This window comes from Fusicatenibacter sp., from assembly GCF_977045365.1.
In genome coordinates, this window is the sequence record NZ_CDRRUH010000033.1 from 1 (window position 1) to 17693 (window position 17693).

General features: G+C 48.3%; 15 protein-coding genes. 6 read left to right on the forward strand and 9 right to left on the reverse strand.

Annotation, left to right across the window (positions count from 1 at the left end):
* The 4 genes from ACY2VW_RS08525 to ACY2VW_RS08540 all read left to right on the forward strand — a co-directional run.
* Nucleotides 1-192, forward strand: a 192-nt coding sequence (locus tag ACY2VW_RS08525) for a hypothetical protein (RefSeq protein WP_461877765.1), incomplete at its 5' end; no start/stop codon positions are given.
* 39 nt (nt 193-231) lie between these two features.
* The gene (gene nhaC / locus ACY2VW_RS08530; RefSeq protein WP_461877766.1) at nt 232-1647 is read left to right on the forward strand and encodes a Na+/H+ antiporter NhaC; all 1416 of its coding nucleotides are present in this window, start codon (nt 232-234) and stop codon (nt 1645-1647) included.
* 67 nt (nt 1648-1714) lie between these two features.
* Nucleotides 1715-2590: an MBL fold metallo-hydrolase gene (locus ACY2VW_RS08535; RefSeq protein ID WP_461874334.1), complete on the forward strand. Its 876-nt coding sequence runs from the start codon at nt 1715-1717 to the stop codon at nt 2588-2590.
* A 229-nt stretch (nt 2591-2819) separates the two neighbouring features.
* On the forward strand, nt 2820-3659 hold the full coding sequence (locus ACY2VW_RS08540; RefSeq protein ID WP_461877767.1) for a TraX family protein: 840 nt from the start codon (nt 2820-2822) through the stop codon (nt 3657-3659).
* Between the two features lie 470 nt (nt 3660-4129).
* Here ACY2VW_RS08540 and ACY2VW_RS08545 read toward each other — a convergent pair whose 3' ends face one another.
* The 7 genes from ACY2VW_RS08545 to ACY2VW_RS08575 all read right to left on the reverse strand — a co-directional run bounded on the left by ACY2VW_RS08545 (nt 4130) and on the right by ACY2VW_RS08575 (nt 12400).
* Complete coding sequence (locus ACY2VW_RS08545) at nt 4130-4633, reverse strand: GNAT family N-acetyltransferase (RefSeq protein WP_461877768.1); 504 nt, start codon at nt 4631-4633, stop codon at nt 4130-4132.
* A gap of 141 nt (nt 4634-4774) precedes the next feature.
* A complete protein-coding gene (locus ACY2VW_RS08550; protein ID WP_461877769.1) occupies nt 4775-5434 on the reverse strand; it encodes an MBL fold metallo-hydrolase in 660 nt (219 codons plus the stop codon).
* Nucleotides 5431-7122, reverse strand: a complete 1692-nt coding sequence (locus ACY2VW_RS08555; protein WP_461877770.1) for an AAA family ATPase — start codon at nt 7120-7122, stop codon at nt 5431-5433. The genes ACY2VW_RS08550 and ACY2VW_RS08555 overlap by 4 nt, the downstream gene beginning before the upstream one ends.
* 134 nt (nt 7123-7256) lie before the next feature.
* The gene (glgB, locus tag ACY2VW_RS08560) at nt 7257-9227 is read right to left on the reverse strand and encodes a 1,4-alpha-glucan branching protein GlgB (protein WP_461877771.1); all 1971 of its coding nucleotides are present in this window, start codon (nt 9225-9227) and stop codon (nt 7257-7259) included.
* Nucleotides 9228-9241: 14 nt separating this feature from the next.
* Nucleotides 9242-10603, reverse strand: coding sequence for an alpha-amylase family glycosyl hydrolase (locus ACY2VW_RS08565; RefSeq protein WP_461877772.1), 1362 nt, complete (start codon nt 10601-10603; stop codon nt 9242-9244).
* Nucleotides 10604-10628: 25 nt separating this feature from the next.
* On the reverse strand, nt 10629-11210 hold the full coding sequence (locus tag ACY2VW_RS08570; RefSeq protein WP_461877773.1) for a TetR/AcrR family transcriptional regulator: 582 nt from the start codon (nt 11208-11210) through the stop codon (nt 10629-10631).
* A gap of 380 nt (nt 11211-11590) precedes the next feature.
* On the reverse strand, nt 11591-12400 hold the full coding sequence (locus tag ACY2VW_RS08575; protein ID WP_461877774.1) for a hypothetical protein: 810 nt from the start codon (nt 12398-12400) through the stop codon (nt 11591-11593).
* Between the two features lie 258 nt (nt 12401-12658).
* Here ACY2VW_RS08575 and ACY2VW_RS08580 point away from each other — a divergent pair, with 258 nt between their 5' ends.
* Nucleotides 12659-13693, forward strand: a complete 1035-nt coding sequence (locus ACY2VW_RS08580; RefSeq protein ID WP_461877775.1) for a threonine aldolase family protein — start codon at nt 12659-12661, stop codon at nt 13691-13693.
* Between the two features lie 132 nt (nt 13694-13825).
* A complete protein-coding gene (locus ACY2VW_RS08585; protein ID WP_461877776.1) occupies nt 13826-14689 on the forward strand; it encodes an LD-carboxypeptidase in 864 nt (287 codons plus the stop codon).
* Here the strand turns inward: ACY2VW_RS08585 and ACY2VW_RS08590 are convergent.
* On the reverse strand, nt 14656-16749 hold the full coding sequence (locus ACY2VW_RS08590; protein ID WP_461877777.1) for an NlpC/P60 family protein: 2094 nt from the start codon (nt 16747-16749) through the stop codon (nt 14656-14658). The two genes, ACY2VW_RS08585 and ACY2VW_RS08590, sit on opposite strands and share 34 nt — an antisense overlap.
* Nucleotides 16750-16834: 85 nt before the next feature.
* Entirely contained in the window at nt 16835-17605 is a 771-nt protein-coding gene (locus tag ACY2VW_RS08595) for a TatD family hydrolase (RefSeq protein ID WP_461874321.1), read from the reverse strand.
* Between the last annotated feature and the right edge of the window lie 88 nt (nt 17606-17693).

The window sequence follows — 17693 nt, forward strand, 5'->3', positions numbered from 1 at the left end:
AAAGGTGTCCTTTTTGGTTGTTTATCCAGAAAAAACAGTAATTTTTCTTTCAATAAGGGAATTCCCCATTCTGCTGGATGCGCTCTCGGCAAAACGGGGATATTATTTTCTAAAAGCGAAATCTCTGCCCTTGCTTTTTCTGTATTTCACCATTATAATATATTACATGTCTTTTCTGCTTTAACGCGTTGAACAGGCAAATCATTTTACCTATGAATGGGGGATTTTTTTATGAGTGGAACGAAAGAAAAAAAACTCAATCTGCCACAGTCACTGCTTTTGCTACTGCTGATCATCGTATCCGTCGCAGTCTGTATCCGCCTGAAAACCGGCGGTCCTATGATCGGCCTGTTTGCAAGCTGGATTTTTATCTATCTGTTTTGTAAGATTTTCGGTATTTCTTACGCCAACATCGTTGCCGGCGCATACGATGCCATCCGTATGGTCGTCCCGACGCTCTGCCTTCTGATGGCCATCGGTGTCATGATCGGCACCTGGCTGCAGAGTGGCACCATTGCCACTATCATTTCCTGGGGCTTAAAAATGATTAACCCGTCCTGGCTGCTGCCTCTGGCGCTGCTGTTCTGCTCCATTTTGAGTATTGTAACCGGTACTTCCTATGGTTCCGTCGGAAGTGCAGGTGTTGCCATGATGGCGATCGGAAACGCCATGGGTATCCATCCTGGCATGGTAGCCGGTGCTGTTATCTGCGGTGCCATGTTCGGTGACAAATTAAGTCCTCTTTCCGATACCACAAACCTTGCTCCGGCCGTTGCAGATGCCAAACTTGGCGATCATATCCGCTCGATGCTCTGGACCACCCTTCCAACGTATGTGATTACCTTAATTCTTTTTACTATTCTCGGTTTCCAGCAGACCAGCGGAAGCTATACCGAGGGAAGTATTACCGTTTACATCGATGCTTTAAACGGTGAATTCCAGCTCGGATGGATTACCATGATCCCTGCCATCCTGATTATTGTATTGCTCCTCTGCAAAGTAAATGCGATCTCTGCACTTGGTCTTTCCAGCTTCGCTGCCGGATTTGTTTCCTATTTTGTGCAGCACGATACTCTGCAGAGCATCATCCGCACAGCTTACAACGGTTACACAACCGCAATCGAAGAACCGGTATTACAATCCATCTTAAACCGCGGCGGCATGGGAAGCATGCTCCAGTACGTAGCCATTATCTGCTTTGCTGTCGGCATGGGCGGCATGCTGGAAAAACTCGGTGTACTGGATCACATTCTTCAGGCGATTGTAAAGAGAATCAACAGCGATGGAAGTATGATCCTGGCAACGATGATTGTCGGTTACGTGACCAGCCTCATCAGCTGCTCCCAGCCGATGGCACACGTTCTGACCGGCCGTCTGATGGCACCTGTCTTTCAAGAGCGCAAGGTTGCACCGGAAATTCTTTCCCGTTGCCTCGAAGACTCCGGAACTATGGCTGGTCCTATGATTCCATGGCATGGCTACGGCGTATACATGGCCGGCACACTTGGTGTTGCATGGTCAGCATTTTTCCCGTACTTATTCCTGCTTTACCTGACCCCGGTTTTCAGTATTTTCTATGGATTTACCGGAATTTCCATTAAGCATCTTCCGGAAACCAAAAACAATGAATCAAAAGAAGAGAAATAAGGCAAAAACAGAAATCGTAACAGGAAATCATAAACAGAAACAAAAAAAGAAAAGGAAAAGAGAAAGAATGCAGACAAAACTTGTTCTTCTCGGGACCGGCACACCAAATGCGTGTCCGAATGCCAACGGACCTTCCTCCGCTGTCGTGGTCGGTGACCGTGCTTATCTGGTAGATTTTGGCCCTGGCGTTGTCCGCCAGGCCTCAGCCGCCTATTTTAACGGCGTGGATGCCCTGCGGCCGGATCTTCTGACCGTTGCCTTCTGTACGCACCTTCACACAGACCATACTGCAGGATACCCGGATCTGATTTTTACTCCGTGGGTGCTGGAGCGCCCGGTTCCACTGAAAGTTTTCGGGCCAAGGGGCTTACAGCATATGACCGATCATATCTTACAGGCCTATGAAACCGACATTGATTTCCGAATTCACGGTTTCGAAAAAGCAAACGAATCCGGCTACCGCGTTGAGGTAACAGAAATTGAATCCGGCATTGTCTACCGGGATGACCTGGTTACGGTGGAGGCTTTTCCGGTCAGCCACGGAACACTGGAATGCTACGGCTATAAATTCACCACACCGGACCGCACAATCGTCATCACCGGCGATACCGCTCCGCTGGATCTCGTGGCAGAAAAATCGAAAGGCTGTGATATCCTGCTGCACGAAGTGGAATACGCCGCCGGAATCTCCTGCCGCGAACCAAAATGGCAGAAATACCACCGGGAAGTGCATACGTTAAGCACGGATCTTGCCGGTGTTGCAAAAAAGGCAAATCCGAAACTGCTCGTTACGTATCACCGGATTTACCATATGAATGTACAGGATAACCACAAAAACCTTGCCGCCGAGATGGCATGGCGCGATACTGCGATACTGGATGAAATCCGGGATGCAGGGTATGACGGATATGTCGTGAACGGAAAAGACCTGGATGTATTCTAATGAAATGCGGAATAACGAACCGGCCTGTTTTTATTGTTTTTACTGTCTTTCCTGTTAACATTGTCATCAAAGATTACTTTGACATTATTCTTAACTGAACGTATAATCATAGTATTACAAGTCTGGCAGAACAGCAGGATTTTCTGCTGTTTACTGTTACAGGAACCGAGATGAAAGGCAGACAACTTGCATTTTCTGCCTTTCATCTCGGTTCCGGAAAGGATCCTTTATGGCAACGACTACTGCAAAACCTGTAAAAAACGCTGGTAAAATTTCCGGCAGCACCCTAAAGATCATTGCTATGGTCTGCATGCTGATTGACCATACGGCAGCTGTACTTTTCGACCGAATCCTGATTTCCCGCGGTCTTCTGAATGCGGTGAACGCTTCGGACGGAGGCGCATCATTTCTCTCTACCGGAAACACAGCTGTGATTTATTATGCGGATATGATTATGCGCGCAATTGGAAGGATCAGTTTTCCGATTTTCTGTTTTCTGTTGATTGAAGGGTTCATGCATACGCATGATGTGAAAAAGTATGCGCTGAATCTTGGGATTTTTGCACTGGTTTCGGAGATTCCGTTCGATCTGGCATTTGCGGGAAAACCGTTTTATCTGGATTATCAGAATGTCTTTTTCACGCTGTTCATCGGCCTTGTGATGATGATTTTTCTGCAGAAAATCGATTCAAAAGCACAAAAAGATGCCGGTGCATGGCAGAGGGCAAACTGGAAGGTTTCGGTTGGCAAGCTGCTGGTAATTGTGGCAGCCTGTGCAGTGGCCACGCTGTTGAAGACAGATTACAGTGCGATGGGAATTCTGACGATTGTGCTGATGTATAATATGAGAAAGAATAAAATGTACTGTATCGGAATCGGGTGTGCGGTGCTTACGCTGTTGAGTCTGAATGAAATCACCTGTTTTCTGGCTATGATTCCGGTGCATTTTTATAACGGAAAACGGGGATTGAATCTGAAGTATCCGTTTTATGCGTTTTATCCGGTGCATCTGCTGGTGCTGTTTGCGATTGCGGCAGTGCTGGGGATGGCGGGGGTTGCGGTTATTTAAGGACGGACGCCCGGAAGTGCGCCTGCGCCGCCTGGGACTGTGCCCTGGGGCGGTGGCTGTGAGAAATGTGAAGTAGTTCTAATAGAAAAAGAGCGGGGCGAATGACAGACACCGGCATAATGCGCCAGGAAATCCGATGATTTCCCGGCTTAGTATGCCTTGCCTGCTGGTGTTGAACACCATCAGGCAGTCTGTCATTCGCCCCGCTCTTTTTCTAAGAACTACTAACACATTTCTCAACGCCACCGCCCCAGGGCACAGTCCCAGGTGACACAGGCGCACTTCCGGGCTGACGGTGGGGACAGAAAGTTGAGGGCTGGATTTGCTGCGCAAATCGACGTGAGATTGTTGTGGCGTAGTTGTATGGATGTGGTCTCACCGAAAAAAGGGGCGGGGGGGCGGGCAAAGAAAAAAATCGTGATGTATGATGCCGTTGGGTAAATAGGCGGCAAGCTGTCCAAAGGCCAATTCTACTTGATATATTTTTTGACCTCCAGCGGATACCCTAAAATCTCCTCGTCCCGAATCACCTCAAAATTCTCCGGCTGAAAGTCCTTGCGGAGTGTCACGGTATTCAGGCAGTTGTACCCTAATCGGTGATAGAGTTTCATCGCCCCAAGGTTCCGCGCAGCGACTTCCAGATAGACGGACTCGGAATATTTTTTCACTTCGGCTTCGACCAGCGTAATCGCCTGACTCCCATATCCATTCCCCTGGTACTCCGGGAGTACGAAAAGATCTTCGATCCAGTCGATCTCCGCCCCGCGGTTCCCAAGATGTACAAAACCGACCGGCGTCTCCTCTTTCAGAATAAAATAAAACGCATGCCCTTTATCTGTCCACGCGGCGAGATCCTCAACGGCCTCTTCATCAGGCATGACATAATCATTGTGTGCCAGCCAGAACCCCCGAATCAGATCTTTCGCCGACTGCTCTTCGTTATTGTATTTCTGTAGTGTTATCTTCTCGTTCATTTCTTTTATCTCCTCCCTATTCTCATCCTACCAGATCCCTTTTCCCCGCACAAGCGCAAGCTCTCTTAGAAATAAATTTACTCCATAAAAAGGCCAGCGTTGAAGGCTTTCCGCCCCGCAGCTCTGGTCTTTTTCATTCAATCAGAATTCACATGAAATATATGCTTCGCCCTGTTTCCGTTTCGCATAAATCGCTTCCATCCATTCCAGTACATCCTCTTTCTTATGCCGAAACGGCTCCCTATGGCTCAGGAAAAACCACGGCGCCTGCACATTTTTCAAAACCCGTATCTCCGCCAGCAGCCGCTCTGCATTATATACGGTCTGACCGTTTTTCTGCGTTGCGTATGCCGCATCGCCGAGAAAACACCACGTCTCATCCACTTCCAATGCAAGCGATCCTTTGGCGTGGCTGGATGGAATCGGAAATAAATGTAACCGCACATCACCGTCCTGAAACCATGCATCTTCTTCTATCGCCGTTCCTGTTTTTGTATAACGAAACGTATTTCTCCCCTGGTAAACCGTTTCGCACGAAATCCCTGACAGATTCCCGATATGGTCGGGATGAAAATGGGATAAAATCACCCGGATTTCTTTTCCTGTCTGTTTTGACTTATCATGCAAAATCCCCGGAACCGCAGGATGATTTCCCACATCATATACCCAGAGAACCGTATCCCCCTCAATCAGTACAACATTTGCCGAAAGCGGATACTCCGTCGCTGTAAGATAGGAAATACGATCACTGATTGACTCGATTTTGGGAACTTCTATCTGTTCTTTTCTTTCTGTCTTCATCCAATCAGCACCTGTTTTCCTTCAAACACAAACCCATAGCTGTGAATATGGTCCTCTGCGATTCCGCGTGAAATCAGTTCTGCCGCATACTGTTTTTCTTCGATCTGCTTTTTGGCCGCCGCCAGTGTTTCTTCCAGGTTTGCTTCTTTTCGTTTGTTTTTCACTTTGAATTCAAGAATATACGCATCTCCATTCTGATCTTCCGGTTCTATCATCACATCATATCTGCCGAATCCGCTCTCGCGGTTCGAGCGAAGCTGATAGCGGTTCTGCAGCTCCACAAGCAGTCCAAGTACAAATCCGTGATAGAAGCGTTCTGGTTCTTCGCCGGAAGCATCACTTCCTGTATCAAAATAGCTGAAGCTCACTCGGGTAATCCGGTTGATATATTCATTCATCGCATCAACATCATTTTCCAGCATTGCCCGGATAAAATCGTTATAATTTTCCTCCACAGATGCAAACCAGTCGCGTACCATTTCCTGAAACATCAGCTTTACTTCCAGATTTGTCAGTGCAAGCTGATACAATGGCTGCGCTCCTTCCGGGATGGACTGATATGTTTCATACGAAATCACTTTGAGATAGCCGCTGGCAAGCAGAAGGCTCCAGACAGCTTTTTCACTGCCTTCCAGGCGGTCGTATACGATCTGTTCTTCGATGGCTGACCACACGCTCTTTCCCTGCAGAAGCAATTCAAATTTCTCTTTTATTTTTCGATTTCCTTCCCGCAGAAGTTTTCCGACAAGACTGTTTGAACTCGTATTGGCCCAATACGTCGTATACTGGCCTTTATCCAGGAAATTCAAAATGGACCATGGATTATAAATATCTTTTTCTTTTCCGAAAATAAATCCATCATACCATCGTTTCACCTGTTCTTTCTCTTTTTCCAGATGGCAGTCTTCAAGTGCCTGAAAAACTTCTTTTTCTGTAAAACCAAACGCGGTACTGTATTTTTCCGATGTTGTCGTTACGACTTCCAGATTATTCAGATCTGAAAAAACAGACTCTTTGCTGACTCTGGTAATTCCTGTCATCACTCCGCGTTCGATCCACGGGTTCGTCTTAAAGCTCGCATTCAAAAGTCCTCGGGTAAAGGAGGTCAGCTCTTTCCAATAACCATCCACATATGCTTCCTGCATGGGGGTATCATACTCATCTAAAAGAATAATGACCTTTTTTCCATAATAGCGGCACAGAAATTTGGACAGATAATAAACTGCCATCGTTGCATCTGCATCATCCATATCAGCCGAAACGCGGTCAAAAAATGCCAGCTCGCCTTTTTCAAGACATTTTTCCTCTTTCAGAAATGCATAGTCTGCATACAGATCAGTCAATAACTGACAAATCTTTTTTCTTGCATCTGCGTAGCGTTTCTCTTTTATGTTCGCAAAGGAAAGGCTGATCACAGGAAAGGTTCCCTGCAGTTTTCTATATTTTGGATCTTTCCAGATCTCCAGTTTTTCAAACAGACTCTGATCCTGCTCATGGCGGTTTGCAAAAAAGTATTCCAGCATACTCATATTTAATGTTTTTCCAAACCGGCGCGGTCGGGTAATCAGAGTGACAAGATCACCGCTCTCCCACCATTCCCGGATCCATGCTGTTTTATCGATATAAAAATACTCATTTCGGATCAGATCTCCAAAATCCTGGATTCCAATTGCAATATTTTTCGCCATCTATGTCCTCCTTCCCCTATACATTTAATCTTTCTTTATGATACCCGAATTTTCTGCAAAACACAATGACCGACAGATTTATGGAATCACTTTCTTTCTCTGTCGGTCATGATATCAATGAAAATTATCTTATTTTAGAAACTGAACACCGCCACTCCATACGCCGGAAGGGAGTATGCAATCCGATATGGCTGGCCATCGCATTCTCCCGTTTTGGCGCGGTAGACTACCTGGCGTTTTTCGGTCGGACCGCCGTATTTCATATCGGAGCTGTCGAGTACCAGGCGGTACTGTTTTTTGCGCGGTACACCACACATATAATCCGGACGCTCGACCGGTGTGAAATTGCAGACGAACAACAGGTTGTTTTTTCCTGTCGGTGACCAGCGCACAAAGCTGTAGATGCTCCGGTCGCCATCGTCTGCGTTGATCCACTGGAAGCCTTCGTAGCCACAGTCATTCGCATAAAGTGCCGGGTACTTTCTGTACATTTTCAGCAGGTCACTAAAGAAGGCCTGCAAATGCTGATGTCCCTCTTCTGCCAGCAGGAACCAGTCAATCTCCCGTTCCTCGCTCCACTCGCGGAGCTGTCCGAAATCCTGTCCCATGAACAGCAGCTTTTTACCGGGATGGCCAAACATGAAGGCATAGCCCACCATCAGGTTTTGGAATTTTTCATCCAGATTGCCCGGCATTTTATTGATCATGGAGCATTTCAGGTGAACCACCTCGTCATGCGACAACACAAGAATGTAATTTTCGGAAAACGCATACGTCATACCGAACGTCATCTTGTTATGGTTGTATTTGCGGAAATACGGATCAAGCTTCATATAATCAAGGAAGTCATGCATCCATCCCATGTTCCATTTGTAGGAGAAGTGCAGGCCGCCTTCCTCCACGCTTCCGGTTACCTTCGGCCATGTTGTGGACTCCTCGGCGATCATGATCACACCCTTGTTTCGTCCGCGCACCAGTGTATTCAGATGTTTGAAAAACTCAACGGCTTCCAGATTTTCATTTCCGCCATTCCTGTTCGGTACCCACTGACCCGGCTCTTTTCCGTAATCGAGATACAGCATGGAAGCAACCGCATCCACACGAAGACCGTCTACATGGTACTCTTCAACCCAGTAGAGCGCATTCGCCAGCATGAAGTTCTTGACTTCATTTTTGCCATAGTCAAAGATCTTGGTTCCCCACTCCGGGTGCTCGCCCTTTCTCGGGTCGGCGTACTCGTACAGCGGCTGTCCATCGAAGTCGGCCAGTCCGTGCGCATCCTTCGGGAAGTGCGCCGGTACCCAGTCCAGGATAACGCCGATTTTATTTTTATGTAGATAATCAACAAGATATTTAAACTCTTTCGGTGTTCCATAGCGGGAGGTCGGTGCATAGTAGCCCGTTACCTGATAGCCCCAGGAACCGTCAAACGGATGCTCGGCAATTCCCATCAGCTCTACGTGGGTGTAGCCCATTTTTTTGACGTAATCGGCAAGCGAATGTGCGAGCTGCACGTAATTGTAGAATCCATCCGGGTTGGATTCGGACCACGGATGTTTCATCCAGGAACCCGGATGCACTTCGTAGATGGAGAGCGCGGATTTCTGAACGTCAAATTTTTTGCGGTTCGTCAGCCATTCGCTGTCACCCCAGCGGTAGCCCTCGATTTCGGCTACTTTGGAAGCGGTACCCGGCCGTTTTTCGGATGCAAATGCGTATGGATCTGCTTTGTACAGTTCTCTTCCGTCCGGTGTGCGGATGTAATATTTATACATCATTCCTTCTGTCACGCCTGGAACGAACACTTCATAAACGCCGTCCTCGCCGACTTTCCGCATCACATTGGCATGGGCATCCCAGCCGTTGAATTCGCCAATGACAGATACTTCCGCCGCATGCGGAGCCCATACGGTGAACCAGGCTCCTACTTTGCCGTCTTTTTTGTCCAGGTGCGCACCCATTTTACGGAAAATATCGTAATGGGTTGCCTGGCCGAATAAGTACTGATCCAGTTCAGAAAATCTTGGCTGATAGCCCGCCGGTTTTTTTGGCGCTTTTCTGGTTTTCGCTGTTGTTTTTGCCGTTGTTTTCGCAGTTTCCTTCATAGAAAAAATCCCCTTTATGCTTCTTTTTCAATCAGAACACAGCCGCACGGAGGTACTTCAACGAAAAGTTTTCCATTTTCCGGAGAAATGGCTTCTCCGGTTACCGCGTTTTTCCATGTTCCGTCGCAAGGTGCAGGAATCCAGACTCCCGCACTCTGGTTTTCATCATTATTTACTGCTGTGATCAGAGCGTCTGTCTCATCCAGGCGTGCAAAGGCATACTGGCGGTTGGTCAGCATGAGTTCGCGGTATCTTCCCGTTCGTGCTGCAGGATGTTTTTTTCTGACGTCTGATAATGTTTTGATCCATGCCGGAAGTTTTTCTGCCGGCGGATTTTTTTCCAGTTCTTCCAGATTCAGCGCCGGGCGCAGCGGATCATCGTTTCCGCCTTCTTTTCTTCCCTCGATGCCGAATTCCGATCCGTAATAGATGGACGGGATGCCCGGCAGGAAGTACAGCAGCGCATAAATTGGAATCATGTTTTCTTTTACGTTCAGCTTGCTGGCCAGACGGTCTACGTCGTGGTTGTCAACGAAGCTGTACAGTTTCTTTCCTTTGTAAATACCGCCGTTTTCATCAAATTCGCGGCGGATCGTATGTGCAATTTCAAAGTAATTATGATCGTTATGTCCCGAATAAAGTCCTTTGTGAAGCTCGTAGTTTGTAACGCTGTGCAGCAGATGCTGTCCATCTCCGATATAGCGTGCGTAGTCTCCGTGGATGACTTCGCCCATCAGCCAGAAGTCCTGTTTTTTGGCGGATGTGCGTGCGCGCATCTGCTCCATGAAACCGAAATCCAGGCAGTCGGCGCAGTCGAGGCGGATGCCGTCAATGTCGAATTCGTCGATCCAGAAGTCGATGACGTCGAGGAGATAGTCGCGGACCTGCTGATTCTGGAGATTCAGGTTGACGAGCTCAAAGCAGTTTCTCCACGCTTCGTAGGAAAATCCGTCGTTATAGCAGGTGTTCCCTCCAAACCAGATTCCTTTATACCAGCTGCAGTACGGAGACTGTTCTCTTTTTTCCTGAATGTCGCGGAACGCAAAAAATTCACGGCCGGTGTGGTTGAAGACACCGTCTACGACCACTTTGATGCCGAGTTCGTGCGCTTTTTTCACGTAAGCGGTAAAATCCGCATTGTCGCCTAAACGACGGTCTACCTGTTTGTAGTCTTTTGTATCGTATCCATGTGTGGTTGATTCAAACAAGGGTCCAATGTAGATTGCAGTGCAGCCAAGATCAGCGATATGTGAAAGCCACTGTTCCAGTGTGGAAAAACGGTGTGCCGTTTCTTCCAATTCATTTTTCCTCGGCGCACCGGTCAGTCCGATCGGATAGATGTGATAAAATTCTGCCTCTTCATACCATGGTGCCATTATAATTGTCCTCCTTGTTTTTGCGTTATGAATAAATTCCATACATAAATTGGTGTACCAGCCGGTAGACTTCTTCGTCCCGGATGACAAGCCCGGAAAGATCGGAGTGATTTCCTGCTGTCATCATCAGGTAATGCATCAGAGTTCCGGAAAAGCCTACGGCGAATTGTTCCTGACGGCCGTTCATGTTGCCGAGTTCTGCGCTGGCGTTGTCGAAGACATCGACGCACAGGCGGTAGAAACGGTCGATCATGGGGTATACGGTGCGGAAGCCTTCGCTTTTTCTTCCGGAATAGAACAGTGACATCATCAGCATATAGAACTTCGGATCTTCCGAGGCTCCGTTGAAGAAGGCACGCGCGATGCGGTACAGTTTTTCGGGGATGTTTTTCCCGATCTCGGAGGCTTCGGTGAGTTTTTGTTCCATAGGCTGAAAGTGTTCGTTTAACAGAGCTTCGAGGAGACCCTGTTTGCTGCCGAAGTAATAGTATAAGGTCGGTTTGGAGACTCCGACGGAGTCTACGATCTGCTGAACACCGACGGCGTCGTACCCGCTTTCGTAAAAGAGGGTCAGAGCTGAGTTCATGATTAGCTGACGATTGTCCATTTTGATTCCTCTTGTGGGTGCGGATGGCGAACTCCAGAGAGCTGAGCCTGGCCGCGGTGTGGTTGTTGGGTTGATTGGTTACGTGTGAATTTGCATTTGTTTTGTTGTGAAATGCTTTTGTTGGTTATTGTTGTAAGAAGTCTGCATTTGTGTGCGATAGTCGGATTGCGTGAATGATTGGCAATTTTGACGAATTTTGTTGGATTTTGCAGGCTTATTATGTATGTTTCTGTTATTATTATACCAATCGGTATATAAAAAGTCAATGCAAAATATATAATGGATGAAAATAGGTACAAAAGAAAAAGAACCAACGGGGAAATCTTGGTTTTGGTTTAGGATTTCCCTGTCGGTTCTTTTTTTATTTTCAGGACTGTTGTTTACACGAGTTCAAGTTCTTTTCTTTCTATCATTGCACGCACTTCGTCTTCTGACTTATCCGTAATCGATGCAATCTGTTCAACAGGAAAACCTTTTTGGTAAAGTTTGCGGATAATCTCACTCTCTCCTTCTGCAAATGCTTCTCTTTTAATCCCTTCACTCAAACTGCCCATAGCTTTCACTTCCTTTCCTAACTCCTGCTCCATTGGTATGTCATACTCTTCTTCTAGTATATCACTTTTTCTCTCTACGGAAAGCTTTTTTGACAACAAAGCCCCAAGCAGACGATGCAGTTCATATTCTTCGCTCTGCTCCGGCAATGTTTTTCCCAGACCGATCATTACAATATTGATCAGATCTCTTTTTCCTTTCCAATAATACGATCCAAGGACAGGCTCGTCTGTGAAATGGAAGTAATTCATACAGTTTTCTTTCCAGTCCATACAGATCCAAATGGAATATATACGCTTAATATCATCATAATTTGAATTTTTGAAATCTCGTTCTTTCTGTGACGAGATCATACGGCTGGCGTAGAATGTGGCTCTGTTCAGGATGTCGTATTCGCCTGGATCGCCGCGCTGGGCTTCGATATTGATGATAATCTGGAACAGGCCGTCGCGCATTCGCACGTAAAAGATAATGTCAAAGCGAATCAGCTCTTCATTCAGTTCCTGGTTTTCTGTATTCAGGCCGACAATGCGCTCTCCGTTTTTTTCATATGTATGATTGGTCAGACCAGGGTCAATTGGGACTTTACTGATATAGGGCTGGCCTTCGATTAAAAGTGCAGCGACTTTTGGGTTCATTCCGTAAAATTCGTCCACGGTTTTTACCAGGATATGTGCCAGGATGATTTTCTGGCCTAATATTCTTTTGGCACAGGCGTCGTACTGCGCACCCATGTCTGTTGTGGTTTCTATGGTATTTTTAATTTCCTGATTCAATAGTCCTCCTTCTGCGTTTTTGGCATTTTCTCTCTTTGTTCTCCAATTGCTGTTTTCCTTCGGATGCCGTATAATGGAAACAGCATTTTTTCAAATTTATTTTAAGGAGAACGTAAACTGATGATACGATTTAATAATGACTACAATCATGGCGCACATCCAGAGATTCTGGAGGCGCTGGGGGCAATTAACGAGAACAGTTATGGTGGATATGGTGAGGATGAATGGTGTGAGAAGGCTGCGGAGCTGATTCGGGAGAAGATTCATTGTGCGGATGCGGCGGTTCACTTTTTTCCGGGGGCGACGCAGGCGAATTTTATTGTGACGGCGGCGGCGCTTTCGCCGGTGCAGAGTGTGATTGCGGCGGATACCGGGCATATTAACTGCCATGAGGCGGCTTCGATTGAGAACACCGGACATAAGATTCTGGAGCTGCCGAATACGGATGGCAAAATTTCGGCGGAACAGATTGCTGCGTGTGCGGCGGCTTATTATGAAGGCGGCGAGCCGGAATATCTGACGGAGCCGAAGATGGTGTATCTTTCATTTCCGACGGAGCAGGGAACGCTGTATTCGCTGCAGGAGCTGAAGGATATTCATGATGTCTGCCGCAAGTATGGTATGTATCTGTTTGTAGACGGGGCACGGCTTGGATACGGGCTTGGTTCCGAAAAGAATGATGTTGCACTCACAGATCTTGCTACGCTCACGGATGTTTTCTATTTCGGCGGAACGAAATGCGGTGCACTGTTTGGTGAAGCAGTTGTGATTACAGCGGATGCGCTGAAAAAACGCTTTAAAGCCTATATGAAGCAGAACGGTGCTGTTCTGGCAAAAGGCTGGCTGCTCGGACTGCAGTTCCACTGTCTGCTGGAGCATGATCTCTATTTCACTGCAACACGCCGTGCAGACGAGCTTGCGATGAAACTCCGCGAAGCATTTGCGGCGCAGGGAATTCCGTTCTGGGTGGAGAGTTTTACGAATCAGCAGTTTGTGATTCTCACCGATGCACAGAAGGAAACTCTGGAAAAACGCTATATTTTCGAGCCGATGGGAAAATCCGCAGACGGCGGAAATATTGCGCGGTTCTGCACCAGCTGGGCAACGACGGAGGCGGAAGTGCAGGCACTGATTGATGACCTCAAAGCCTTATAATTTTTGACAAAACCGGCATTCTGCAAACACCGGCGATCTCTAAATCTGCTTTGCAAAGTTAAAGAAAAAGCTGTCCGGCGTGCCACGAAAATACAGATTTTGCCTTGTTTTACTCTAAGAAAGGATTTCTTTATGTCTCGTAAAATTGGCATTACCGCCTGCTCCAACCCCATGCGTCCTTCCTTTTCCGCCGATCTGGCGCGTCTCTGTCAGATTCTGCAGGAGCTGGGCTTCGAGCCTGTTTTAAACCCCTGCCTCTACGACAATGGTTCCGGCTTTTCCGGTACCGGCGCGGAGCGGGCAGCCGCGTTGATGAACCTTTACCGTGACCCGGAAATTACGGATATTTTTGATATTTCCGGCGGCGATATGGCGAATGAAGTTCTGCCGTATCTGGATTTTTCCGTCATCGCGGCTTCCGGCAAGCGTTTCTGGGGATACAGTGATCTCACGACGATTGTCAATGCCATCACGGCTGCGACCGGAAATGAGTCGATGCTGTATCAGGTTCGGAATCTGCTGTACGACCACAGCGCCGAGCAGATTACTCTGTTCCAAAACGCTTTTTCCGGGCAGTCTCCCAGTCTCTTTGACTTCCCGTGCACATTTCTGCAGGGCGATCACATGGAAGGCGTGCTGATCGGCGGAAATATCCGCTGTTTTCTGAAGCTCGCCGGAACAGATTTTCAGCCGGACTTCCGCGGAAAAATCCTGCTTCTCGAAGCCATGGGCGGCGGTGTTCCGCAGATGGTTACGTTTCTGTCCCAGTTGAAAATGATGCATGCATTTGAGCAGATCAATGGAATTCTCCTCGGAACATTTTCCAAAATGGAGTGCGACCAGCTGACACCGGATATGCCGCACCTTGTCCGTCAATTCGCCGGGTCGGATCTTCCAATTGCGCAAACTCCATACATCGGCCACGGCACGGACGCGCACGCTGCTGTGATCGGCAGATTCTATCAGATTTCTTCTGACCGATACACATCCGCGTAGCGCACGCCGAACTCCTGCGCATCTGCGTGATTTTCCATGTAGATATCAATGTGGCCGTACGGCGTGCCGCGGTCCTCGACCGTGTAAATTTTGCCGCCGATGTTCAGTTTTGTGCCGAACGGCAGAACACCGGTTGCAATGGTGCGGCCCTGCTCCGGCATTTTTCCGGACGCGGTCGGGCCGCCCGCCCAGCGGCCGCAGCAGACGGCGCAGTTGCAGTAGGCGGTCAGTTTGAAATTGCCGAGATATTTTCCCGAAGCGGTTTCCAACTGTTCACCTGCGGTACTGTTTTCTGCATTTTCTGCACTTGTCTTCTGCACATTTTCTGCTCCCGCCTTTTCTTTTCCACCATTCCCGTTTTCTACGGCCTGGTTTTCCACAGAATTTTTTTCTTTTCTCCCATTATCCACATCTTTCGTTTCTGTTTTGCTGTCACGCACTTCTTCCGGAATCACCCGCACGGCAAATTCCGTTGATTTTTCATAGTTAAAATCCGAAATCAGAATTCCCGTCGCCTCACTTCCAGCGTGAATCACTTTTCCATCGCCGAGGTAAATCATGACATGATAAATAAACCCGCTCTCCCGCTGGTAAAACAGCAGATCGCCAGGCTTTGCCTCCTGTACGGGAATGCGTGTTCCAGCCTTTGCCTGCTGGCGTGAGGTGCGCGGAAGGGCGTAGCCGAAATTGGAAAAAATCTGCTGGATAAATCCGGAACAGTCACAGCCGTTTATGAGACTCGTTCCACCCCAGACATACGGATTTCCCAGAAAATTTTTCGCATACTGCAGAAGCTCACCACGTGCTTCGCCGGAGGAAAGGAGTGTTTTTGTCGTCGCATACGTATAGGTATATGCCTTGTTATTCCATGGTTTTACCCACATTTCCGCCAGGGAAAAGCTTTCCTCTTGACGACGGTTTACCTCTTTTTCCGCCGCTTCTCCGCGCAGAAGATACCGCGCGCAGACAAATCCGCGGACGTCTCCCGATTCCACATAAACCCAGTCGGAATCTTCATCCGCCAGGATATAGCAGAGGCTTCCCTTCGGCAGGATTCCGACGATTTTCTGGTCTGTGCCTTTTCCTTCGCGGACGTGAAGCCAGGAATTGACATCGGCGATGGCATATGTTTTTTCTACCGTATGAAACAGCCATGGCATACGGGAAATCGTGACTTTTTCGGCTTCTGCCATTTGCCATGCGCTGTAGCTTTCCCGCATGCGCGCGGCTTCCTGCTCGGCAGAAAAGACAGGTTCTGCCCCGGCGGCTGGCGGTTCGACTGATGGTGATGAAGCAGAATTCGAAGAGGCTTCCGCTGTCTTATCCTCACGATTCGCACTGGCACTGCCTCCTGTGCTTTCATCAACACTTCCTTCCGAGCCGTTTTCTTCCTCCGGCGGCTCTAACTGAGTTCCATCTCCATCGCCGTTTTCCTCTTTCCTGCCTTCTGTTTCTTCCTGCCCCGGCCAGGGATCGTTGGAAACATCTTCCCCTTCTCCCGGCCACGGATCATCCGTTTCGCTGTTTCCCGGCTTTTCCGAAGTATCTGTGTCGCCTTCTGAACCCGGTGTCTCCGGCATATCTGTATGATCTCCCGAATCTGGCATTTCCGATATTTCGCCATGATTTCCCGAATCCGGCTCTCCCGGTTTCGTCACCCCCGTATCTTCTCCGCTCTCAGGTTTCTGCACTTCATCTGCATCCGCCCCCGGCTTCTCCGAATCCGTTTCTTCTGTTCCATCATCCTGCGGACTTTCCGGTTCTGCCGCACTGTCATTTCCAGCCTCTTCCGTCCCGGACGCATCACCATTTTCTTCCGCATTCTGTTCCACCGAAACCTCGGCCGCCTGCGCCTCCGCCGCATCTTCTTCCACGCAAAAAGAAGCAGCCCCAACGGCTGCTTCCCCTGCAATCTCAATTCCAATCTGTCCCGGATCGGCCGTTTCCTCTTCTGCTGCATAAACGGCTGTAGGGTTTCCCAGTGTCACTGCGAGCGCGCCGATCATCGCGGCGCGCACCAGCTCGGCGCATTTGTCGCCCATCATTGTTTTATCAACCATTTTCGCTTTCTCCTATTCAATTTGTCCGGCCAGACGAAATTGATCCGAACAAATAAAACAGAAGAAACACCTCTGGTATCGCTTCCTATTTCTCTGCTCGAAACAGTCTGACCGCATTTTTTTCTGTCGTCTCAATGACTTCTTCTTCCGAAATTCCCTTGAGTTCTGCGATCTCCCGCACCACGTACGGTAGATACAGAGAAGAATTTCGTTTTCCCCGGTACGGAACCGGTGCCAGATACGGACTGTCTGTTTCCAGCAGAATACGCTCCATCGGAGCCATCTGAACCACTTCTTTGATCTTCTTCGCATTTTTGAACGTCACCACGCCGCCAATGCCAAGATAAAATCCCATTTTCAGGTATTCCTCTGCCATCTCCACAGAGTAGGAAAAACAATGAATGACGCCGCCGATCTCCTCCGATTTTTCCTCTTTCATGACGCGGAGCGTATCGGCCGCCGCCTCCCTGCTGTGAATAATCATCGGAAGTTTTTCTTCCCGAGCAAGCGCAATCTGACGGCGGAACCAGTATTCCTGCTTCTCGTGATTCTCCTTGTCCCAGTAATAGTCAAGGCCAATCTCACCGACCGCGACCGCCTTTTCCATGCGGCAGAGTTCCCGCATCCGCGCCATCACGTCCTCGTTCAGATCACCCACCTCATCCGGGTGAAGGCCGAACGCGCCGTAGATGAACGGATACGCTTCCATCAGTTTTCTTGTATTTTCCAGTGATTCCAGATTTGCCGAGACATTGATGATGCGCCCGATCCCGTTTTCCTGCATCGAGGAAAGCAGCTCTGCGCGGTCTTCATCAAATTTCTCATCGTCATAATGTGCATGTGTTTCAAATATCATATCCGAATTTCTCCTTAAAAAGCGAAACAGAAACGGAAGAAAGCTCTGCATAGCCTTCCCCTGTTTCCGTTTCCACGTTTATCTATCC